This window comes from Pandoraea sp. LA3 (genome assembly GCF_022696215.1).
GTDB classification, from domain to species: domain Bacteria; phylum Pseudomonadota; class Gammaproteobacteria; order Burkholderiales; family Burkholderiaceae; genus Pandoraea; species Pandoraea capi.
The window spans coordinates 139,465-161,066 of the sequence record NZ_PTPY01000041.1 but is presented as its reverse complement, the minus strand read 5'-3'; the positions used below and the strand labels follow the sequence as shown (position 1 = coordinate 161,066).

At 61.9% G+C, this 21,602-nt stretch carries 20 protein-coding genes; 12 read left to right on the top strand and 8 right to left on the bottom strand.

Annotation, left to right across the window (positions count from 1 at the left end; genetic code table 11):
• The first annotated feature begins 4 nt into the window (after nucleotides 1-4).
• Both C5N93_RS27245 and C5N93_RS27240 read left to right on the top strand, forming a co-directional pair.
• Nucleotides 5-1,360 (top strand): MFS transporter, encoded by a 1,356-nt coding sequence (locus C5N93_RS27245; RefSeq protein ID WP_242561727.1) that lies wholly within the window; start codon nucleotides 5-7, stop codon nucleotides 1,358-1,360.
• Between the two features lie 70 nt (nucleotides 1,361-1,430).
• On the top strand, nucleotides 1,431-2,594 hold the full coding sequence (locus tag C5N93_RS27240) for a mandelate racemase/muconate lactonizing enzyme family protein (RefSeq protein ID WP_069340583.1): 1,164 nt from the start codon (nucleotides 1,431-1,433) through the stop codon (nucleotides 2,592-2,594).
• 25 nt (nucleotides 2,595-2,619) lie between these two features.
• Here the strand turns inward: C5N93_RS27240 and C5N93_RS27235 are convergent, their stop codons facing one another.
• The gene (locus tag C5N93_RS27235) at nucleotides 2,620-3,522 is read right to left on the bottom strand and encodes a LysR substrate-binding domain-containing protein (protein ID WP_242561726.1); all 903 of its coding nucleotides are present in this window, start codon (nucleotides 3,520-3,522) and stop codon (nucleotides 2,620-2,622) included.
• A gap of 239 nt (nucleotides 3,523-3,761) precedes the next feature.
• On the opposite strand from C5N93_RS27235, the gene C5N93_RS27230 reads away from it, so the two are divergent.
• From C5N93_RS27230 to C5N93_RS27210, 5 genes are read left to right on the top strand one after another with little or no spacing between them, the layout of a single operon-like run.
• Nucleotides 3,762-4,634: a transporter substrate-binding domain-containing protein gene (locus tag C5N93_RS27230; protein ID WP_242561725.1), complete on the top strand. Its 873-nt coding sequence runs from the start codon at nucleotides 3,762-3,764 to the stop codon at nucleotides 4,632-4,634.
• 12 nt (nucleotides 4,635-4,646) lie between these two features.
• The gene (locus C5N93_RS27225) at nucleotides 4,647-5,312 is read left to right on the top strand and encodes an amino acid ABC transporter permease (protein ID WP_069340585.1); all 666 of its coding nucleotides are present in this window, start codon (nucleotides 4,647-4,649) and stop codon (nucleotides 5,310-5,312) included.
• Nucleotides 5,313-5,326: 14 nt separating this feature from the next.
• On the top strand, nucleotides 5,327-6,013 hold the full coding sequence (locus C5N93_RS27220; RefSeq protein ID WP_242561724.1) for an amino acid ABC transporter permease: 687 nt from the start codon (nucleotides 5,327-5,329) through the stop codon (nucleotides 6,011-6,013).
• 2 nt (nucleotides 6,014-6,015) lie between these two features.
• Entirely contained in the window at nucleotides 6,016-7,521 is a 1,506-nt protein-coding gene (gene argH, locus C5N93_RS27215) for an argininosuccinate lyase (RefSeq protein ID WP_242561723.1), read from the top strand.
• Entirely contained in the window at nucleotides 7,518-8,255 is a 738-nt protein-coding gene (locus C5N93_RS27210; RefSeq protein ID WP_277990492.1) for an amino acid ABC transporter ATP-binding protein, read from the top strand. The genes argH and C5N93_RS27210 overlap by 4 nt, the downstream gene beginning before the upstream one ends.
• A gap of 126 nt (nucleotides 8,256-8,381) precedes the next feature.
• Here the strand turns inward: C5N93_RS27210 and C5N93_RS27205 are convergent, their stop codons facing one another.
• Nucleotides 8,382-9,725, bottom strand: a complete 1,344-nt coding sequence (locus C5N93_RS27205; protein ID WP_242561722.1) for an MFS transporter — start codon at nucleotides 9,723-9,725, stop codon at nucleotides 8,382-8,384.
• Nucleotides 9,726-9,797: 72 nt separating this feature from the next.
• A complete protein-coding gene (locus tag C5N93_RS27200; RefSeq protein WP_277990501.1) occupies nucleotides 9,798-10,451 on the bottom strand; it encodes a DJ-1/PfpI family protein in 654 nt (217 codons plus the stop codon).
• Between the two features lie 84 nt (nucleotides 10,452-10,535).
• Between C5N93_RS27200 and C5N93_RS27195 the strand changes: the two genes are divergently transcribed.
• From C5N93_RS27195 to C5N93_RS27180, 4 genes are all read left to right on the top strand, one after another.
• A complete protein-coding gene (locus C5N93_RS27195) occupies nucleotides 10,536-11,546 on the top strand; it encodes a GlxA family transcriptional regulator (RefSeq protein WP_277990491.1) in 1,011 nt (336 codons plus the stop codon).
• 61 nt (nucleotides 11,547-11,607) lie between these two features.
• Nucleotides 11,608-12,603 (top strand): AraC family transcriptional regulator ligand-binding domain-containing protein, encoded by a 996-nt coding sequence (locus C5N93_RS27190; protein WP_242561720.1) that lies wholly within the window; start codon nucleotides 11,608-11,610, stop codon nucleotides 12,601-12,603.
• Complete coding sequence (locus C5N93_RS27185; protein ID WP_242561719.1) at nucleotides 12,603-13,064, top strand: NAD-dependent epimerase/dehydratase family protein; 462 nt, start codon at nucleotides 12,603-12,605, stop codon at nucleotides 13,062-13,064. The genes C5N93_RS27190 and C5N93_RS27185 overlap by 1 nt, the downstream gene beginning before the upstream one ends.
• Nucleotides 13,065-13,149: 85 nt before the next feature.
• Nucleotides 13,150-13,632 (top strand): hypothetical protein, encoded by a 483-nt coding sequence (locus C5N93_RS27180; RefSeq protein ID WP_242561718.1) that lies wholly within the window; start codon nucleotides 13,150-13,152, stop codon nucleotides 13,630-13,632.
• Nucleotides 13,633-13,675: 43 nt separating this feature from the next.
• On the opposite strand, the gene C5N93_RS27175 is transcribed toward C5N93_RS27180, so the two are convergent.
• Complete coding sequence (locus C5N93_RS27175) at nucleotides 13,676-14,581, bottom strand: LysR family transcriptional regulator (protein ID WP_242561717.1); 906 nt, start codon at nucleotides 14,579-14,581, stop codon at nucleotides 13,676-13,678.
• A 93-nt stretch (nucleotides 14,582-14,674) separates the two neighbouring features.
• Here C5N93_RS27175 and C5N93_RS27170 point away from each other — a divergent pair, with 93 nt between their 5' ends.
• On the top strand, nucleotides 14,675-15,550 hold the full coding sequence (locus C5N93_RS27170; RefSeq protein ID WP_242561716.1) for an aldo/keto reductase family oxidoreductase: 876 nt from the start codon (nucleotides 14,675-14,677) through the stop codon (nucleotides 15,548-15,550).
• Between the two features lie 69 nt (nucleotides 15,551-15,619).
• Here the strand turns inward: C5N93_RS27170 and mdeB are convergent, their stop codons facing one another.
• The 4 genes from mdeB to C5N93_RS27150 form a co-directional block, all read right to left on the bottom strand.
• Nucleotides 15,620-18,283 carry an alpha-ketoglutarate dehydrogenase gene (gene mdeB, locus C5N93_RS27165; RefSeq protein ID WP_242561715.1) on the bottom strand — a complete coding sequence of 888 codons (2,664 nt, stop codon included), beginning with the start codon at nucleotides 18,281-18,283 and terminating at the stop codon, nucleotides 15,620-15,622.
• A gap of 113 nt (nucleotides 18,284-18,396) precedes the next feature.
• On the bottom strand, nucleotides 18,397-20,073 hold the full coding sequence (gene ilvB, locus C5N93_RS27160) for a biosynthetic-type acetolactate synthase large subunit (protein WP_242561714.1): 1,677 nt from the start codon (nucleotides 20,071-20,073) through the stop codon (nucleotides 18,397-18,399).
• A 77-nt stretch (nucleotides 20,074-20,150) separates the two neighbouring features.
• Nucleotides 20,151-20,903 (bottom strand): amino acid ABC transporter ATP-binding protein, encoded by a 753-nt coding sequence (locus C5N93_RS27155; RefSeq protein ID WP_242561713.1) that lies wholly within the window; start codon nucleotides 20,901-20,903, stop codon nucleotides 20,151-20,153.
• A 2-nt stretch (nucleotides 20,904-20,905) separates the two neighbouring features.
• Nucleotides 20,906-21,601, bottom strand: coding sequence for an amino acid ABC transporter permease (locus C5N93_RS27150; RefSeq protein WP_242561712.1), 696 nt, complete (start codon nucleotides 21,599-21,601; stop codon nucleotides 20,906-20,908).
• Nucleotide 21,602: the final 1 nt, after the last annotated feature.

Sequence of the window (21,602 nt, the reverse complement as noted above, 5' to 3'; positions counted from 1 at the left end):
ACAAATGACGCCGGAAGTTCGGCAAGCAATACGTAATGCGATCCTGAGCGCGATTGTGGGCACGGCGATGGAGTGGTACGACTACTACCTCTACGCCACAGCCGCCGCCACGCTCTTCAACCATCTGTTTTTCCCGTCCTACGACCATCTGACCGGCACGTTGCTCGCCTATGCGAGCTTCGCAATCGGCTTTTTCGTGCGTCCGGCCGGGAGTGTGATCTTTGGACGACTCGGTGACCGGATCGGCCGCAAGTCGGTGCTCATCATCACCTTGCTGCTCATGGGAGGGTCGACGACGTTGATGGGCCTGCTCCCGACGTATGCGTCCATCGGTGTCTGGGCGCCGATTCTGCTGTGCGTCCTGCGCGCGGCGCAGGGACTCGGGTCGGGCGCCGAATACGCCGGCGCCGTGCTCATGGTGATCGAATACGCCCCGGCGAAGCGCCGTGGGCTCTACGGTTCCCTGCCGTACATCGGGGTGGCGCTCGGGCTGTTGATGTCGCTGGCCACCTTCCATCTGTCGTCATCGATGTCCAAAGAGGGCTTCGAAGCGTGGGGCTGGCGCATTCCGTTTCTGCTGAGCGCCGTGGTCGTTGCGCTCGGCGTGCTGTTACGCAGCCAACTCAAGGAGACGCCGGTCTTCGAAGCGTTGCGCCGCAAGAACGCCGTGGTGCGCGCCCCGCTCACCGAGGTCTTCCGCCACTCGCTGCGTCCGATGCTTTGCGCCTGGGGCGCCCGCCTGGGCGACAACTCGCTCGCGTACATCTACGAATCGTTCGTCATCGTCTATGTGACGCAGCAACTGCACATGTCGCGCGACGTCATCGTCACGGCGCTGATGTGGAGCACCGCGCTTCAGTTCATTACCGTGCCGCTGTTCGGCTGGGTCTCGGACAAGGTCGGACGCAAGCCGGTGTACATGGGCGGCGCCCTGCTCTCCGGCATTGCCGTATTCCCGTTCTTCCGGATGTTGCAGACGGGCGAGGTCGTATGGATTTACGTCGGCCTGTTCCTGGTGTCGTCGATCGCGAAGACCATGATGACGTCGGCACAAAGCCCGTGGCTTGCCGAGATGTTCCCGTCACGCGTGCGCTACACCGGCTTCTCGCTCGCACGGGAGGTCACGTCGCCGATCTCGGGCGGGATTGCGCCGATGATCGCCGTGGCCCTGCTCTCGGCCGATGAGGGCTCGCCACACCTCGTGGCGTGGTACGTGGTCGCGCTCGGTGTCATCACCGCGATCTCGGTGGCGCTCGGCCCGGAAACGCGCGGCCGCTCGCTCAATGACGACATGCACGACGGCATTCACGATGACGCGCACACCGCCCCGGCACGTCCCATCGCTCATCAGTCCCGTTAATCCCATTAATCCCGGGAATGCATTGAACGCATTCCCGACATTTACACAGTCTTTCCACGAAGGAGTCACGATGAAAATCACGAAGGTCGAGCCGCTTCACGTCGGCCAGTTCATGTTCGTTCGCATTGACACGGACGAAGGCATCACCGGCTATGGCGAAGCCGGCATCTGGGGCCATATCGAAGCCGCAGGAACGGCCATCAAGCGCTTTGCCGAATATCTGGTGGGCAAGCGCGCGTTCGATATCGAGCACCACTGGAACGTGATGCATCGCTTCAGCTACTTTCAGGGGCTGGCCATCAACGCGGCGATTTCCGCCATCGACATCGCGCTGTGGGACATCAAGGGCCGCGCACTGAACGTGCCGATCTATGAGCTGCTCGGCGGGCCGGCGCGCAAGAAGGCGCGTATCTATGGCCATATCTACGAGAGCAACATCGAAAAGGTGCTGGAGGAATGCCAGCGCAAGATGGAAGCGGGTTTCAATGCTTTCGGGCACATCAATCCGTTCCTCGACGAGGGCAACGACAAGGTCTACTTCAAGACCCACATTCGCAAGATGCACGATGCGATCGACAACGTTCACCGGATGCGCGAAGTCGTGGGCGACCGCGTCGATCTGCTCATCGAACTGCACCGCCGACTGACGCCGGCGGAAGCCGTGACATTTACGAACGGCATCGAGCAGGACACGCCGATGTTCGTCGAAGATCCGATCCGCCCGGAGAATGCCGACGCCATGGCGCGCGTCGCCGACCGCATCCGCGTGCCGATCGCCACGGGCGAGCGCTTCTGCACCATCTACGAATTCCAGGCGCTGCTCGCACGTAACGCCGTGGAGTACGCGCGTATCGACGTGGCTGTCTGCGGCGGGATCACCGGCGCGAAGAAAGTCGCGGCAATGGCCGAGGCGCATCACGTTCAGGTCGTGCCGCACAACCCGCTGTCCCCGATCGGGCTGGCCGCGTGCCTGCAAGTGGCCGCAGCGATTCCGAACTTCGCTGTGCAGGAATATGCGACGGGGTTCGAAGCCGGCGTGTTCGAATCGACGGGCACCCATCTGGGCAGCGATATCGTCGACAAGGTCCCGCTGCCGGATCAGGGCTTCGTCGACATTCCCGACGGCCCGGGCCTCGGCATGGCATTGCTGCCCGATGCGCAGAAGATTCGCCCGCCGCTGGTGAAGCCGATTTCGATGCGCCCGCACTACGACGGCTTCGTGGTCGATCAGTAAACCCTTCAGCCCTGAGCGTCGAACGTCAGGGGGCGGACGTCACGCCCCCGACGACTTCGAGCAACGTGGCCGCAAAGCGCTGCGCCAGCAGACTTTGCGGCACATGTTGCGGTCGCAGCAGATGGGTGGCGAACAGCACGTCCGGCGCAAACGGCCGATAGTCTAGCCCTCTCCCGACATATGCCTGCGCCACCGCGCGGCTCACGATGCTCACGCCGAGCCCGCTGGCGACCATCGCACACACCGTCGCTTCGTAAGGCGTTTCCAGTTCCTTGTGACGCAGCTCGATGCCCGCCTCGCGAAAGCGCTGATCGATCTTCATGCGCGTGCCGTCGACCAGCGATAACGCGATGAAGGGCTCGTATTCCAGGTCGGCCGGCGTCACGACATCGAGCATCCCCAGCCGATGCCCCGTGGGAAACGCGCACACGCCCGCGATCTCGCAGATCTTTGTCGCCTCGATACCCGATACGTCCCGACTGACGTAGGACGCCACCCCCAGATCGCAAAACTGCGACGCGACCCAGTAGGCCACGCGCGGCGAATCGTTCGTCAGCAGTGAGACCGCAACCCCCGGGTGCGTTTGCCGAAACCGCCGGATCGCTTCGGGCATCTGGGTCAGCGCCATCGACGGCACGGCGCCCACACGCAGGCGCCCGGTGCCTGAGCGGCGAATCTGCTGCGCCGAATCCTCCAGACTTTTCAGACTGACGAACGCGCGCTCGACATCGCGAAACAGTTCCGCGCCTTCGTCGGTCAGTTGCAGCCGTCCGTTGATGCGCTCGAACAGCCGGAAACCGGCGCTGTCTTCCAACTGGCCGATCAATCGGCTGATGTTGGGCTGCGACGTGTGCAGCGCTTCCGCCGCCGCCGTCATCGATCCCGTCTGGATCACCGCCCGGAATGCCTCCACCTGCTTGAATTTCATCGACGCGGTCTCCTCTGGGCGGGTGGCCCCCGTTGCGCCTCGCCAAGCCATATCGTCGGGCGGGAGGGGGCATATCAAAAATGTATGGACCCGTATTGTATTGTGATTTTTAAGAATGCCCCTGCCCGGCTACAGTCGTTCGTATCCCGTCTGCGCGCCATGAGGCAAGGCACTCGCCGCCTCCCTACGCGTGGCCGCCCGAGTCCTCCATGTGCCGTTTTTCGCTTCAGGAGCCTTCGATGTCACGCCCGTCCCGTTCGTTCGTCGCCGTTCTGGCGACTGCCTCCACCGCCGCCACCGTCATTGCGCTGGCCACCCTGACGGCCCGCCCGGCCCTCGCCGCGCCGGGCGACTTGCCGCCGGTGCCTGCTGAAATCAAGGCGCAAAGCCAGTTGCGTGTGGGTGTGCGCTGCGACCAGCCGCCTTATGGCTATCAGGACAGCAGCGGCGCATTCGCCGGGGTGGAAGTCGAGATGGGACGCCAGATCGCCGAATGGGCGTTGGGCAGCAAGGACAAGGCCGTCTTCACCTGCGTGACCGCAGAGAACCGTGTGCCGCAATTGCTCGGCCGCAAAGTCGATCTGCTCATCGCGACCCTGGGGGTATCGCCCGAGCGCGCTCGCGTCATCGACTTCACGCAACCGTATCGTTGGGGGGCGAGCGACGTGGTGGTCCGTCGCGATAGCGGCATCAACTCAATCGCCGACCTCAAGGGCAAGACACTCGTCGCGTTGAAGGGCTCCGTGCAGGCCAAGTGGTTCGAAGACCACATGCCGGACGTGAAAATGCTCCGACTGAACACCGCCGCCGACGCCATGCAAACCTTCCGCCAAGGCCGCGCGGACGCTTACACGCACGACGCCGCCACGCTTGTAGTCGCCGCAGCACAAGACCCGTCGGCGAAACTGCTGGGGCAGTACTTCCAGATCTCGGACGCGGCCATCGGCGTGCGCAAGAACGAAGCGGCATGGCGCGATTACCTGTCCGCCACGATTGCCCGCATGCGCTACGAAGGCCGCTTCGTGCAGTGGGTCAAACTCAACGTTCCCGAGTCGATTCGCAGCTATTACCTGTCGGTGTTCCAGCAGGGACGTCCGAAGGAAACGCTGTAAACGGCGGCGGCTATGGATTTCGACGTCGCTTACCTTCTCGCGCAATGGCCGGCACTCTGGCGCGGCGCGCTGATGACGCTGGAAGTGTCGGTCATCGCCATCGTCTGCTCGGCGCTGATCGGCATTGCCGGTTGTGCCATTCGCCTCTTCCGCGTGCCCGTGCTCTCACCACTCGTCACCGGCTATGTGGAGCTCATGCGCAACACGCCGATTCTCGTGCAGTTGTTCTTCATCTTCTACGGATTGCCGGCGGTCGGACTCAGTCTGTCGCTGTTCACCTCTGGCGTACTGTGTCTGTCGCTGTGGGCCGGCGCGTACCAGATCGAGAACCTGCGAGGCGGCATGGCGAGCGTGGGACGCCGCATGTACGAATCGTGTCACGCGTTGTCGTTGCGCCCGTGGCATTACTTCACGCTCATCGCCCTGCCCATTGCATTGCGTCATGCGCTGCCCGGCATGCTCAATACCGCGATTTCACTACTCAAGAACTCGTCGTACTTGCAGGCCATCGGGTTGATGGAGTTGACGTTCGTCGCGGTCGACCGCATTGCAACGGACTTCCGTCCGCTGGAGATGTTCGGCGCGATCCTCGTGCTCTACCTGGGCATGGTGGCGGTCCTCTCCTTACTCGCGCATCGGCTCTCGGCCTGGATGCAACGTCCGTTCCGAACGCATTGAGGCCATCGCTCACCATGCACATCATTCTCGAAAACTGGCGGCTCATCGCCCAAGGGCTGAGCATGACGCTGGCCCTGGCGGGCGCCGTGCTGCTGTGCACGACCGTGATCTCGTTGGTGCTGGGGGTATTCGCCACCCTCCCCAACCGATGGGTCGGGGCGGCCATTCACGGCTACGTCGAACTGTTCCGCTCGATTCCGCTGATCGTCAACGTGTTCTGTGTGTTCTTCGTCGCGCCGATGTTCGGCCTCGATCTGAGCCCGTTCGTCGCCGCCACGGTCGGTTTGTCGCTGTGGGGCGGCGCCAACGGCACCGTGGTCGTGTCGGGCGGCATTCTGTCCGTGCCGCCGCATCAATGGAAGAGCGCCGCCGCGCTCGGCCTGCGTCGCTGGCAGATCTATCGCTATGTCATCGGGCCGCAGTCGGTCGGCGCGATCCTGCCCGCCTATACGGGCTTGCTGACACTGCTGGTCCAGTCCACGTCGCTTGGCGCACTCATCGGCGTGAGCGAGTTCCTCAAGGTCAATCAGAACATCATCGAGCGCGTCACCGTCATGCAGGGCCGCAATCCCGCCTTCGAGATCTACGGCCTCGTGCTCATCGTTTATTTCATCGTCTGCTCGGCGCTCAGTGCGCTGTCCCGTCACCTCGAACGCCGCCTGCAACGCGAGCCCGTTCGGTCTCTTCCCCAACAAGGTTGAACATGTCCACATCGAAAGTCAGTCGCCGGCTCACCGAAGCCGCCGCGCCGGAAGTCAACGACATCATCTTCAAACCGCGCCTCGACGGTTTCGACGAGACCTTCCTGCCGCTCGGCGACATCAACAAGGCGCACGTGGTGATGCTGGCCGAGCGCGGACTCATGCGCCGCGAACATGCGGCAGCGCTCGCGCGCGGCATTCTGGCGATGGAAGATGCCGGCCCCGACGCCGTGCCGCTCGATCCGAGCCGGGAAGATGGCTACTTCAACTATGAAGCGCATCTGATGCATCAGGTCGGCGCAGACATTGGCGGACGCATGCATACCGGGCGCAGCCGCAACGACATTCTCGCCACGCTCGACCGTCTGCGCTCACGCGCCGTGCTGCTCGATCTGATCGAGGCCTTGCTGCGTGTGCGCGAGACCGCCTTGACGCAAGCCGCCAACCACGCCGATGTCGTCATGCCCGGCTACACGCATTTGCAGCCGGCGCAGCCGATGACGTATGGGTTCTATCTGGCGGGCGTCGCGCAGGCGCTCGAACGTGACACGCGTCGCCTGATGGACACGCTCACGAACATGAACGTCTCGCCGCTCGGCGCTGCGGCGTTCGCCGGCACCCCGTTTGCGATCGATCGTCAGCGGACGGCCGATCTGCTGGGCTTCGACACGTTCGTCGACAACGCGCTCGATGCCGTGGGTTCGCGCGACTTCGTGCTCGAGAGCATTGCCGATCTGAGTCTGCTGGCCGTGCTCTGGAGCCGCGTGGCGCAGGATTACTTCGTGTGGACCACGCACGAGTTCGGACTGATCGAGTTCCCGGACAGCGTGGCCACGACCTCAAGCATCATGCCGCAGAAGAAGAACCCGGTCGTGCTGGAGTACCTGAAGGGACGCACGGGACAGATCGTCGCCGCCCTGATGGCGAGCGCCATGGCGATCAAAGGCACTAACTTCACCCACTCCGGCGACGCCAACCGCGAGGGCACGCAAGGCTTCTGGGAGACGGCGCGCGAGGCGATCCGCTGCCTGAATCTGCTGGAACTCGTGCTGCGTACGGCGCGTCCGGCGGCCGCCCGCGCCGAACGTCTGGCCGCCGAGGACTTCTCGACGGCGACTGCACTGGCGGACCACATGGTGCGCGAGCATGACCTCTCGTTCCGGGCCGCGCATCACGTCGTGGGGTCGGTCGTACGCAGCGCGATGGATCTCGGCGTGAGTGCCGACAGGATCGACGTCGCGATGGTCGAGGCCGCCGCGAGCGAGCAGCTTGGCGCGCCGCTCGGCATCGACGCCGAAGCCGTACGGGCGTGTCTGGACCCTGCGAGCAACGTTGCGGGACGCGCGTCGGCCGGTAGCCCGAACCCCGGCACGCTGCGCGCGCACTTGCAGGAAGCGAACGTGAGGCTGGGCAACACGCGCACGAGCCTTGCCGACTGGCATACCCGTCTGGCGAACGCACGCGAGTCGTTGCAAAGCGCTACGCGGGCACTGGCGGGGCTGCAATGAACGCGCTGCTTTCGATTCGCGGATTGCGAAAGCATTTTGGTGAGCATCAGGTCGTCAATGGTGTGGATCTGGATGTCTTTCCGGGCGAGGTCGTGGTGGTTATCGGGCCGAGCGGGTCAGGCAAATCGACGCTGATCCGCTGCCTGAACAGTCTCGAGACGCCGACCGACGGCACCGTCACGCTGGGCGACGACGCGACCGACGTCAAGGATCATCGGGCGATGGCCAAACTACGGGAAGACGTGGGGATGGTGTTTCAGGACTACACGTTGTTTCCCCACCTGAGCATCCTGCGCAACATCACGCTCGCCCCGGTAAAGTTGGGCCGCATGACGCAGGCCGAAGCTGAACGTACCGCACATGCCCTGCTGGAGCGTGTGGGCCTGGCGCACAAGGCGAACGCGTTTCCGGTGTCCCTGTCAGGCGGTCAACAGCAGCGCGTGGCGATTGTGCGCGCGCTGGCGATGAAGCCGAAGCTCATGCTGTTCGACGAACCGACGTCTGCGCTCGATCCGGAAACGGTCGGTGAAGTGCTCGGCGTCATGAGGGATCTGGCACGCGACGGCATGACGATGATTGTCGTAACGCACGAAATGGGCTTCGCGCGAGAGGTAGCAGATCGCGTGGTGTTCTTCGATCACGGACGCATCGTGGAAAGCGGTTCCCCCGCCGATATCTTCGGCGCGCCGAGGCAAGCGCGAACGCAGCAGTTCCTGGGGAGCGTGTTGCGCTGAGCGGCGTGGCGCCGGGCACTCGCTCGGCGGCGCGGCGAGCGAGTGCCGACACGCTTGACGCGCGCCGCGGGACCTGGCCCGCCGGGCAACGTCACGATGCCTTGCAACGTGACGCCATCGGCGACATCAGATGATCGAGCACGACCGCCGATCCGACAATTTCGCCTTACGTCGCACTACCGCAGCGACGCAGAGCAAACCGATCACCGATACCGCCGCGATGAACAACCCGGGTGCGGCGCGGTCTTTTGTCGTACTGGTGAGCAGCGATGTCGCAAGCGGCGTGAATCCCCCGAGCAGCGCGGCCGCGATGTTGTAAGACATCGCCAACCCACTGAACCGAAGGTTCGTCGGGAACAGATCCGAAGCGAGCGCGCCGAACGTTCCGGCGACGAGCGAGGCAATCACCGCCGCCAGACCGAACACCGCATACGGGTTGATCGCTCCGCTCACCAGCACGACGTAGAACGGATACCCGCCGACAGCGATCAGCAGCGCTCCCGCCATATAAATCCTCGACTTCCCGACGGCATCACTCAGCCAGCCGAAGACCACGATAAAGACCGACATCGTGGCGATGGCCAGCATCACAAGTTTGCTCGCCGCGTCGGGCGTGAACGCTGCCACCTGCGTGAGATAAGGAACCATCGCCACCGTCAGCAGCGCAATGAGCGCCTGATTGAGGCCGACGATGCCGATCGCCGCGACGACTTGCGGCCAATGACGTTGCAGGACTTCAATCGCAGGGAGCTTCGTGCGCTTCTGATGCTTGATGGCCATGAACAGCGCCGTCTCCCGCAGATCACGACGCATCAACGCCCCGAGCGCCCCAAGTCCGCCGCCGATGAGAAACGCGATGCGCCATCCGTACGTCGACATATCCGCCTCGGCTAACGTCGCATGCAATCCGATGCTCACCAGCGTCGCGAGCAGGCTCCCCGAGTTCACGCACGAGAACATCACCCCGCACGCCAGCCCGCTGCGCGAGGGCGCTGACTCGACGACATAGGCGATCGCGCCGGGCAGCTCGCCACCGATACAGGCCCCCTGGAGAAATCGCAATGCGACGAACGCAATGCTCGCCGTCAAACCGATCGATTGATAACTGGGCATGAGCGCCATACCGGCGGTGGTCAGCGTCATCAGGACGAGCGATATCTGGAATGCCGCCCGGCGACCGAACCTGTCGCCGATGTGACTGAGGACCAGCCCGCCAAGCGGTCTGGCGAGGTATCCCACCGCAAAGGCAGCGAACGTCGCCATCATCGACGTGGCGCCGTTTCCTGTCGGGAAGAACGCCTTCGCGACATAGGGCGCGAAAATGCCGTAGACGATGAAGTCGTAGAACTCCAGCCCGCCCCCTACGCTGGCGAGAAAGATCGTGCGCCAGTCGACCTGCTTTCCGGTCTCCCCCGCGTTGCTTTTTTCGCTTTCCTGCGATGCATCCGCTACCCAGTGATTTGCGCTCATCGGGCGCCTCCTGTCCGTGTCTTCGTGCGCGCTCGGAAGCGCTTGTCAGTCTCTTGTCCGGGCCGGGTCGCATCACATCGATTGCGACGCCTTCAGCACCGCCTTCAACCGATTCTCACGGCGCTGGGCGCTGGCATCTTTCAGCCGCTCCACGACGGCCAGCGGCGCGACTTCCGGCGTGCCGGCGTTAAACGGCGGTTCAGGGTCGTACTCCAGAAGCAACTGGATGCCTTGCGCGACCGTCTCGCCGACCAACTCGCCAACTACCTTCAAGGCCATGTCGATCCCTGCGGTCACGCCGCCGGACGTAAAGAAACGACCGTCGATCGTCATTCGCTGGCGACTGGGAATCGCGCCGAAGTGCGTCAGGAACTCCACCGCCTGCCAATGGCAACTGGCATGAACGCCCTTCAGGCATCCCGCGGCACCCAGCAGAAGCGAGCCGGTGCAGATGCCGAACACATAGTCGCTATGCGCCGCCTGCTCGCGAATGAACGTCACGATCTTCGGATTCAGCATCGCGTGATCTACGCCCGGGCCGCCCGGCACGACGAGCAGGTTGTACTGAGGCGCGTGAGAAAAATCCGTCGTCGGCACGAACTGAAACCCGCGCCCGCACGTCACCGGCGACAAGTCTTCGCCGACCAGATCGACCGTCCAGCCGGGCACGGCACTCAGCACTTCAAGCGGGCCGGTCATATCCAGTTGGGTCATGCCAGGGAACATCACTACGCCGACACAGAACGGTGCATCCGTCATAACATCAAGCCTCACATCGGAAATGGGTGCCCTGATTCTAGGAGGCGAGAAATGGAAAAAAACACAAACACCCCACCTTTCCCGTCACCCCTTCCACGTCGCATCGTTTTCGTCGTGTATGACGGATATCAGCCGCTCGACCTGACTGGGCCCATGCAGGTTTTTGCGCTTGCAAACCGGGACTCGCCCGCCCCGCCTTATGTGCTGACAACGGTGGCGGCCCGGCCCGGGCGTGTCCGGGCCAGCGCCGGCCCGGATATCTTTGTGGAGGAAGGTCTGGAAGCCATCTCGGCGGCGGATACGATCCTGATCCCGGGCGGTCCCGGCGTCGATGCAGCATGTGGCGATCCCGCACTCACCAACGCGATCGCCAACGCGCGCAATAAGGTGCGAAGAATTTGCTCGGTTTGCACGGGCGCGTTTCTGCTCGCCGCGGCTGGGGTTCTCGACGGGCGTCGCGCCACCACGCATTGGGGACGATGCGACGCCTTGCAGGCCGCCTATCCGAACATCACCGTCGAGACGACACCGATTTTCGTGAACGACGGCAACGTGTGGACGTCTGCCGGTGTGACCGCGGGCATCGACCTGGCGCTGGCATTGGTGGAGAGCGACGTCGACTACCCTGTCGCCGCAGCCATCGCCAGGAAGTTGGTGGTGTACCTGCGGCGGCCCGGCGGTCAGGCGCAATTCAGCGAAACGTTGTTGATGCAGGAAAGCGCGGGGGACACGGCATTCTCGTCGCTGATGACAAAGGTAGCGGCCAGCCTGCACAAGCGCTGGGGCGTGGAGGAGCTTGCCGCCGAAATGGGCCAGACGCCGCAAACCTTTCAACGACGTTTCCGTCTCGCGATGGGCTGCTCGCCCTATGCCGCCGTGCAGGAAGTCCGGATATCCCGAGCCCGCCTGATGCTGGAGACGACGACCAGCGGCCTCATGCTGATCGCCGATCGCTGTGGCTTCACGTCGGAGGAACAGATGCGTCGCCTGTTCCAGCGCAAGTTCGGCCTACCCCCCAAGGCATTTCGCAGCCATTTCGGACGTCAGCAGGACGACGCTTAAGCGCGCTCAATTTGGCGCGATCGGATTTGTGCGCCCGATCCATCGCACCTAGACTTTGAACATGTACAGCGCCGATACGTTTTCATTCTCTCCCAACCTGCTGACGAAACTCGGATTGCCGAGCATCGAGGACCTGTGTACCTACGCGGGCATCGCGGTGGCGACGACGTTCGATACGAGCGACTTTTTCCGCCTCTGGGAAGCCGCCGATGAGGTGCTGGAAGATCGTGCCGCGGGTCTGCATTTCGGCGTAAAGAGTATCGAGGGCGGCTATGCCACGGGCTCCATGGTGGCGCTGCACGCACCGTGCTTTCGAAGTGCACTCGCCAACCTCGCCCGATACAAGCGCCTGACCTGCCCTGAACGTGTCGAGGTGGAAGTTTCGGGAAACGAAGTGCGAGTGCACTATCACTGGCTGCAAGCCACTCGCTCGGTACCGCGATTGTTGGTGGATACGACGATGGCGGCCCTTCGCGAACTTGCCCGACGGGGCACGGCGGGCGGCATCGCGCCCATTCGCCTGGCGCTGGCCCGTGCGCACTCGGACCAACGTCTGCTAGCGCGCCACTTTGGCTGCCCCATCGACTTTCGGGCGACGCACGATTTCATGGTGTTCGAACGGTCCGCGCTCGACATGCCATTCGTCACTGCGCACGACGGTGCATTTCATCGTTTGATCGACGATCTGGAAACGCAGTTGCGGATCGGTGGGCAAGATTCGTCATTAGTGGCCGACGTGCGCGTCGCCATCGCGCGACAACTCAGTGAGGGGCGCGCCCCAAGCCTCGCTGCGCTAGCCAGCCGCTTGGCGCTCAGCAGTCGCACGATGCAACGCCGTCTCGACGAATCGAATACCAGTTTCCAGGCGCAATTGGGTGACGTCAGGCGAACGACCGCCCGCCGCCTGCTGCTCAACACCGAACTCGACCCGGTGGCGATCGCCATGCTGCTCGGCTTCGTGGAGCCTAATTCGTTCCTGCGTGCCTTCCGGGTGTGGGAGCAAACCACGCCACTACGCTGGCGCGATCGTCATACCCGTTCACAAGGATCCCTCTGATGTCCCAGCAGCGCGTACTCGTCACCGGTGGTTCAGGCTTCATTGCCGGACACTGCATTCTCCAACTTCTGGCGCAGGGCTATCGGGTTCGCGCCACCCTTCGGTCGCTGGAAAAGGAAGCGGCGGTGCGCGCTTCGCTGCGCGCCCGGGGAATAGTCCACGAAGACAATCTGCAATTCGTGGCTGCCGATCTGCTTCGCGACGAGGGATGGGCGAGCGCCGCCACCGATGTTGATTTCGTGTTGCATATCGCCTCGCCCGTCCAACCAGGGCACGTCGAGAATGAGGACGACGTGATCGTCCCGGCGCGCGAGGGCACCTTACGCGTATTGAAAGCCGCCCGCGATGCGGGCGTCAGACGCGTTGTGCTGACGTCGGCATTTCACGCCGTCAGTTGGGGACACCCGCACACAAGCCGCGCCTTCACCGAACTGGACCGTCCTGAACGGCCCGGGCGTTGACGCCTACGGCAAGAGCAAGACGCTTGCCGAGCGCGCCGCATGGGACTTCATCGAGAAGGAGGGCGGGACGCTACAGCTAGTCACCATGCTCCCGGTCGCCGTGATGGGGCCGATGGTGGGCAAAGACATCTCCGGCGCCAATCACATCATTCAGATGATGCTTGAACGCGCGATGCCGGCGCTGCCCGACATCTACATCCCGATCGTGGATGTGCGTGATGTCGCCCGTGCCCACCTGTTGGCCGCGGTGTCCCCTAACGCGGCAGGCGAACGCTTTCTTCTCTCCAACGGTCCGGCGCTCGCGTTGAAGGATATCGCCGCGACCATCAAGGCCTCGCTCGGCAGCGCTGCCGGCCGCGTTCCGACCCGCACCCTCCCGAGCTTCATCATCCGGATCGGCGCACGCTTCTCGAATCGATTCCAGGCCTTTGTGCACGACCTTGGATACGCGAAGCAGACCTCAAACGAAAAAGCGCGGCGAATGCTGGGATGGACGCCACGCGAACCTCGCGAAGCCATCATTGCCGCGGCACGTAGCCTCGTGGCGAGCGGCAACACCGGGCAGTAGGTTGCCCGCCCCAAAGCCGGCGGCGGCACGATTTGCGGCGAACTCACTGGAACGGCACAGTCCGGACGAAGTCGATAAACGCCTTGAGTGGCGCCGGCACCAGTTGCCGCCCCGAGTAATAGAGAAATGGCCCGGAGAAGGATTGCCACCACGATTCCAGAATCGGTTCAAGCGCACCGGTCGTGAAATGAGGGCGGAGCCAATCCTCAAACAGATAGATAACGCCAGTTCCGGCGACTGCCGCATCGACAGCCAGATCCACGGCACCGCCCACATGGACGATGAGCGGACCCTCGGGATCGACCACAATCACCTTGCCATTGCGCTCAAATTCCCATGGGTAGATGGTCCCGCTGCTGAAACGGCCACGAATGCAGGCGTGATCCAGGAGTTCTTTCGGATGTTTGGGGCGACCGCGTCGATCCAGATAGGCAGGAGCCGCGGCGGCGGCCAGACGCTGTACGCGCGGGCCTATCGGAACGGCGATCATGTCCTGCTCCAACCGTTCCTCATAACGGATGCCGGCATCGCAACCGGCGGCAATCACGTCGACGAAACTCTCGTCGGTTATCACTTCAACGCGAACATCCGGGTAGGCGGCAAGAAAGGCGGGAAGCAGTGAGGGCAAGACCAGTTTCGCGGCACTGACCGGCACATTCAGTCGCAGCGTGCCCATCGGTCGGCTACGGAACTGGTTGACCACATCGATGGCCGCCTCTACCTCCTCCAACGCCGGCGTCAATCTTTCCAGCAAACGTTGGCCCGCTTCGGTGGGCATCACGCTACGCGTGGTGCGATTGAGCAAACGCACGCCAAGTTGCGATTCGAGGCGGCGCACGGCCTCACTCAAGCTCGAAGCACTGCTCCCGCTAAGACGCGCGCCATCTCTGAATCCTTTCGCCCGCGCAACAGCCGCGAAGGCATTCAAGTCGTTCAGGTCAATTTTCATTGTTCGAAATTCCGCACAACCCGTCCAGGTTATACGGAATTGTCGCACAAGGGATTCGGCCCTACATTACCTGCACGCCTTTGGAGAACACACATGCCCAATATCGAAAAATCCGGTGCTTACCCACTCGGTAGTCGCCACGTCCATCGCCTTGGTTATGGCGCCATGCAATTGGCCGGCGCCGGTGTCTTTGGCCCGCCGAAGGATCTTCACGCGGCCGTGTCCGTGTTGCGGGAAGCTGTCGAACTCGGGGTCAACCATATCGACACCAGCGACTTCTATGGGCCGCACATCACCAACCAGATCATCCATCAAGCACTGCATCCCTATCGCGACGATCTGACGATCGTGACCAAGATTGGCGCGAAGCGTGGTTCTGATGGCGCCTGGCTGCCGGCAATGTCGAGGGACGAGCTGAGGCAGGCCGTGCATGACAACCTGCGCAATCTTGGCGTAGATGTTCTGGATGTCGTCAACCTGCGCTGCATGTTCAGCGTGCATGGCCCGGCGGAAGGCTCGATCGAAGCGCAACTGACGGTGCTGGCCGAACTACAGCAACGCGGCTTGATTCGTCATATCGGCCTGAGCAGCGTCACCAGCGCGCAGATAAAGGAGGGACAACGTATCTGCCCGATCGTTTGTGTGCAGAATCAATACAACCTTGCTCATCGGAATGACGACGCATTGATCGATTTGCTGGCGCACGAAAAAATCGCCTATGTACCGTTCTTTCCACTGGGTGGCTTCTCGCCATTGCAGTCGACCACGCTGTCCGAGGTAGCGGCACGATTGCAAGCCACACCGATGCAGGTCGCGTTGGCGTGGCTGCTGCGCCGATCCCCCAACATTCTGCTGATTCCGGGCACGTCTTCGGTAACGCACCTGCGGGAAAACATGGCAGCCGCAGAACTCGCATTGCCCGATGACGCCATCGCAGCACTTGACGGCATGGTGAGTTCAACGCATTAAGGTAAATGTGAGGCAGGACGCCCCCACGCCTGTGGGGGCGTCCGAAGCCCTAAGCCGGATCAGCCATCCCTACATTTCCCACGGCCCCGCCTTGCCCGCCTTGATTCCGTAGCGCTCGAGCACCTCTTGATGACATTCAGGCTTCACCGCCTTGATTGCGGCCGCGACGATATGATCTCGATCCACCTCAAAGTATCCTCGCAGCCGTGCGCGAGTGTCGCTTCGCCCAAAACCATCGGTCCCAAGCACCGTATATGGCGCACGGATATAGGACGCGATGAGCTGCGGGTAGGCCCGAACGTAGTCCGTCGCCGCAACGATCGGCACATCGCCGGCCAGGCACGTCTCGACATACGACGGCGGCTTCGACTCACCGCTGAACAAGCCCAACCGTTCGCACTCACGCGCGTCGCGAGCCAGCTCGGAGAAACTGGTCACACTCCAGATTTCCACGCCGATCCCCCATTGCTCGGCCAGCACTTCACCCGCGGCAATGACTTCACGTAAGATCGCGCCCGACCCCAGCAATCTCACGCGCTTGCCTGCAACGTCATTTTTCGGAGACAGTTCCCGGAAGCGATACATGCCCTTGATAACCGCCTCGTGCTGATCGTCCGCCAGGGGTGCCTGGGGGTAATTCTCGTTGCCGACGGTGATGTAGTAGAACTCGTCTGCCTGATCTTCCATCATGCGCCTGGCGCCGTAATGGACGATCACCGCAGCCTCGCCAGCGAACGCTGGATCATAGGCGCGGCAGTTAGGCACCGTCGCCGCTACGACATGGCTTGTGCCGTCCTGGTGCTGCAACCCTTCACCGGCAAGCGTCGTTTTGCCTGACGTTGCGCCAATGAGAAAGCCTCTCGCACGTTGATCGGCTGCCGCCCAGATCAGATCACCCACACGCTGGAAACCAAACATCGAGTAGTAGATGTAAAACGGCAGCATGGGCACACCGTTGACGCTGTAAGAAGTCGCAGCAGCCGTCCATGACGCAATGGCGCCGGCCTCGGTAATCCCCTCCTCCAGCAACTGCCCGTCGACAGCTTCCTTGTAGAACAGCATGGAGCCGGCGTCTTCCGGCTCGTACATCTGACCGACAGGCGAGTAGATCCCGATCTGACGAAACAGACTCGCCATGCCGAAAGTGCGCGCCTCGTCAGCAACAATCGGGACAACCCGGGGTCCGATCGTCTTGTCTTTGATCAGATTCGTGAACAACCGCACGAGGCAAGTCGTGGTGGATGTCTCACGCTCGTCCCCCGTCAACGCAAACTTCCCGAATGCATCCAGTGACGGCACCGCAACAGGCTCGGCCTGGCGGACGCGTTGCGGCAGATAGCCCCCCAGCGACGCTCGACGCGCATGCAGGTATGCAAATTCCGGCGTCGATTCGGCGGGGCAATAGAAGCGCATTTCTCCGACGGCCTGATCGTCCAGCGGAATGGAAAAGCGATTGCGAAAGGCGTACAGCGCGTCGACGTCCAGCTTCTTCTGTTGGTGTGCGGTCATCCGGGACTCGCCGGCATCCCCCATCCCGAAGCCCTTCTTCGTCTTTGCGAGAACAACGGTTGGCCGGCCTTTATGCTCAGTCGCGGCTTTGTATGCGGCGTAAAGCTTCTTGAAATCGTGGCCGCCACGGCGCAATCCGTCGATTTCCGCGGTCGTCAACTCACTCACCAGTGCCTTGAGTTCGGGATCCGTGTCGAAGAAGTGCGACAAGTTATACTCGCCGTCCTTCGCGCCGAGCGTCTGATACTCCCCATCCACCATCGTCGAGAAGCGGCGCAACAGCGCATAGTTCGTGTCGCGCGCAAACAGCGCATCCCACTCCGATCCCCAGATCACCTTGATGACGTTCCACCCGGCGCCCGAGAACAGTGCCTCCAGTTCGTTGATGACCTGGCCATTGCCGCGAACGGGGCCATCGAGCCGTTGCAGGTTGCAGTTGATGACGAAGGTCAGATTGTCGAGCTTTTCGCGCGCCGCGAGCGAGAGTGCCGCAATGGATTCCGGCTCGTCCATTTCGCCATCACCGAAAACACCCCACACTCTTCGGCTGCCGGTATCGGAAAGCTTGCGGTTTTCGAGGTAGCGCAAGAAGCGCGCCTGATAAATAGCGCTGATGGGACCAATGCCCATCGACCCCGTGGGGAATTGCCAGAAATCAGGCATCAACCAGGGATGCGGGTACGAGCAAAGCCCCTCCTTGCCGACTTCCTGGCGATAGTTCGCCAACGCGGTCTCGCTCAACCGCCCCTCCAGATAGGCGCGCGCATAGACGCCCGGCGCGGAGTGCGGCTGGAAGTACACGAGATCCCCCTTGCCCTGCGGCCCGTCGGCACGGAAAAAGTGATTGAACCCGACCTCGAACAACTCTGCCGCCGACGCGTAGCTTGCAATGTGCCCGCCCAGTTCGCCGTACGACTTGTTCGCACGCACCACCATTGCCAGCGCATTCCATCGCATGATGGACGTGAGCCGTTGCTCCAGCGCCAGGTCACCGGGATAGCGCGGCTGCTCGTCGGCAGAAATCGTATTTTGATAGGCCGAGTACGGTGCGCTACCCCGCTGGATCTTGAGGTTTCTTGCATGAGCTTCAAGTTTATCCAGCAAGAATCTGGCACGCTCCGGACCGCCGTACTTCAGCACGGAATCGAGTGAGTCCAACCACTCGCGGGTCTCCTGTTCGTCTTCGTCGTGTGGTTGTCGTGCTTCAGCCGCCTGATAACTCATTTGTCTCTCTCAATATTGAAGGATGCCGGCGTGTTGTCGCCCGATCGCATCGGGCAATCCCGCGTTGACCGGCTGGATGGAAATCAAGTCGAAGGAAATCAAGCCGAAGGAACTCAAGTCGACGGAAGCAGCATGTCTTGCAGGCCATGACCGCTACGCACCATCGGCCAGACATCCGCCGCCGGATCGACATGAAAATCCATGAAGACGGTGCGATCCTTCATCGCGATCGCCTCGCGAATCGCGCCCTCCACGTCGGCGCGCCGGTCAATCCTGAACCCGACGTGCCCGTAAGCACGCGCCAACGCGGAAAAATCGGGAAGCGCTTCCATGTAAGAGTGTGAGCGGCGTTTCCCGTACTCCACATCCTGAAGCTGCTTGACCATGCCAAGATGACCGTTATTCAGCGAGGCAATCTTGATAGGAAGATCGTATTGACGACAGGTAGAAAGCTCCTGAATGCACATCTGTATGGACCCGTCCCCTGTCACCGTGAACACGTCCTCATCGGGAAATGCGCGTTTCACCCCCATCGCGAACGGAAGACCGACGCCCATGGTCCCCAATCCACCGGAATTCACCCATCGCCGCGGTCGATCGAAGCCGAAGTACTGTGCCGTCCACATCTGGTGTTGCCCGACGTCGGCGCAGACGAATGCATTGCCTCCGGTGAGTGCAAAAATCGTCTCGATGACGAACTGTGGCTTGATGATGTCGCCGGTGTCGGCGTAAGCGAGACACTGTCGAGCACGCCACGTGGCGATTTGTGTCCACCAGGTGTCGCGCGATGCATTGGCAGCGCCGTCATGCCGCAGCACCCGGTTCAGCTCGGCAACGACACACCGCGCATCTCCCACAATTGGCACCGTAGGACGCACCCGTTTCGCGATCGACGCGGGATCGATATCGATGTGAATGATCTCGCGTGAGCGTGAGCAGAAGTCGTCTACGTTGCCGATGACCCGATCGTCGAAACGTGCACCGATGGCGATCACCACGTCGCAGGCCTGCATCGCCTGATTCGCCTCATAGGTGCCGTGCATTCCGGGCATGCCGATGAAACGGGAATCCGATGCAGGAAAAGCACCGAGTCCCATCAGCGTGCTGGTCACGGGAGCATCGAGCAGGGAGGCGAGTTCGATGACCTCACTTGCCGACTCGGACGCGATGACTCCGCCCCCTGTGTAGATCAACGGCGCTTTTGCCTCGCGCAACAGCCTCGCCGCCTGACGAATATGCCCGGAATGGCCATCCGAAGCGGGCCGATAGGAGCGCAACGCCAACCTGTCGGGATAGTGAAACTCACCGATGGCCGCTGCGACGTCCTTCGGTACGTCCACATGCACCGGGCCTGGGCGTCCCGTCCTGGCGATATGAAATGCCTTCTTCATCGTTGCCGGGATATCCTCGACTCGACGAACGAGAAAACTGTGTTTGACGACAGATCTCGTAATGCCGACGGCGTCGCACTCCTGAAAGGCATCTTGCCCAATCACCGAGAGCGGCACATTACCCGAGATGACAATGAGCGCAATGGAATCGAAATAGGCCGTCGCAATTCCTGTCACGGCGTTCGTGACCCCAGGGCCCGACGTCACGAGCGCTACGCCGACCTTGCCAGTCGCCCGGGCGTATCCATCCGCAGCGTGAACGGCTGCCTGCTCGTGACGCACGAGAATATGCTCGATCTTTTCTTGCTGCCCCAGCGCGTCGTAGAACGGCAGGACTGCGCCGCCGGGATAGCCCCAGATCGTATCGACGTCTTCCCTCGCCAGCGCTTCGAGCACCATCCTCGCACCGCTTATCCTGGTAAGGCGAGGCTGTTCACACGCACCCGCCGCGCACGCTGATTTCACGACTTCGGTCTTCATGATGACAGGCAGGTGTCGTTCATCGGCAACCGGATGTCCGCCAGGAATTTCCGGGCACGTGGGCTTTCCGGAGATCGGAAGAAGCGACTTGGCTCTGCGCGCTCCACGATGCAGCCCTGATCCATGAACAGGATGCGATCGGAAACCTCTCGTGCGAAAGACATCTCGTGCGTCACGCAAACCATCGTCATTCCATCTTTGGCCAACCCCTTCATGACCTGGAGCACTTCGTTGACCATCTCGGGATCAAGCGCGGACGTCGGCTCATCAAACAACATGACGGGAGGACGCATCGCCAGCGCCCGTGCAATCGCCACGCGCTGCTGCTGCCCGCCCGAGAGTTGCGAGGGATAAGACGCCGCTTTGCTTGGCAAGCCGACTCGTTCGAGCAGACTCATGGCGAACGCAACGGCGTCTTTCCTGCTCTGCCGACGCAGACGCATCGGGGCCATGATGCAGTTTTCCAGCACACTCAGGTGCGGAAAAAGATTGAACTGCTGAAACACGAAGCCGATGTTGCTACGCAATGCATTCACGTCGATGCCACGCTCATAGATGTTTTTTCCATCGACGTGAATCGAGCCGGACTGGATCATCTCGAGACGGTTCAACGTCCGGATCAGTGTCGATTTTCCAGAGCCCGACGGGCCGCAGATCACCACAACCTCGCCTTTGGAAATCACTTCGCTCACGTCGACAAGGGCGTGATAATCGCCATACCACTTGTTGACATTCTCAATCTTGATCATCTTTAGACCTTTGACGAAGCGGTGCGAATCGCGAGCCGCTTTTCCAGTGTGAATGCCGAGCGGGTCAACGCGAAGCACATGAGGAAGTAGCTGATTCCCAGAATCAGATAGACCTCGACAGATTTCGATACGATCTGCGCAGATATCTGACTTGCGATGAATGACAGCTCCGGCAGGCTGATGATGTAGCCGAGGGAAGTTTCCTTTATCGTCGACACCAACTGATTCAGCAGTGACGGAAGCATGTTGCGCAGCGCCTGTGGAAGGATGATTTTGAGCATCGCGTCCATGTAGCTGAATCCCAGCGATCTGGCGCTTTCCATTTGCCCGCGCGGCAAGCCCTGAATCCCCGCCCGTACGATTTCTGCGAGATATGCGCCGTCGAAGATGACAAGCGAGACAAGCATCGTGCTGAATTGGTCCGTACGATGGCCCGTCACCGACGGCAGCAGAAAATATGCCCAGAAGATCACCATCAGCAATGGCGTTCCCCTCACGGCAAAGACCAGGGCGGTGACAGGCACCCGCAGCACTGCGAATGGGCTCGTGCGACATAGCCCGAAAATCACACCGACCGGCACCGCCAGCACCAGACCGGCAGCGGCCAGTAGCAGCGTGAGCGCCAGCCCGCCGAGTGGGCCGTTGGGGTACTGACCAATGAGGTAGTACAGGCCGTAATTGCGCAAAACGTCGACCATG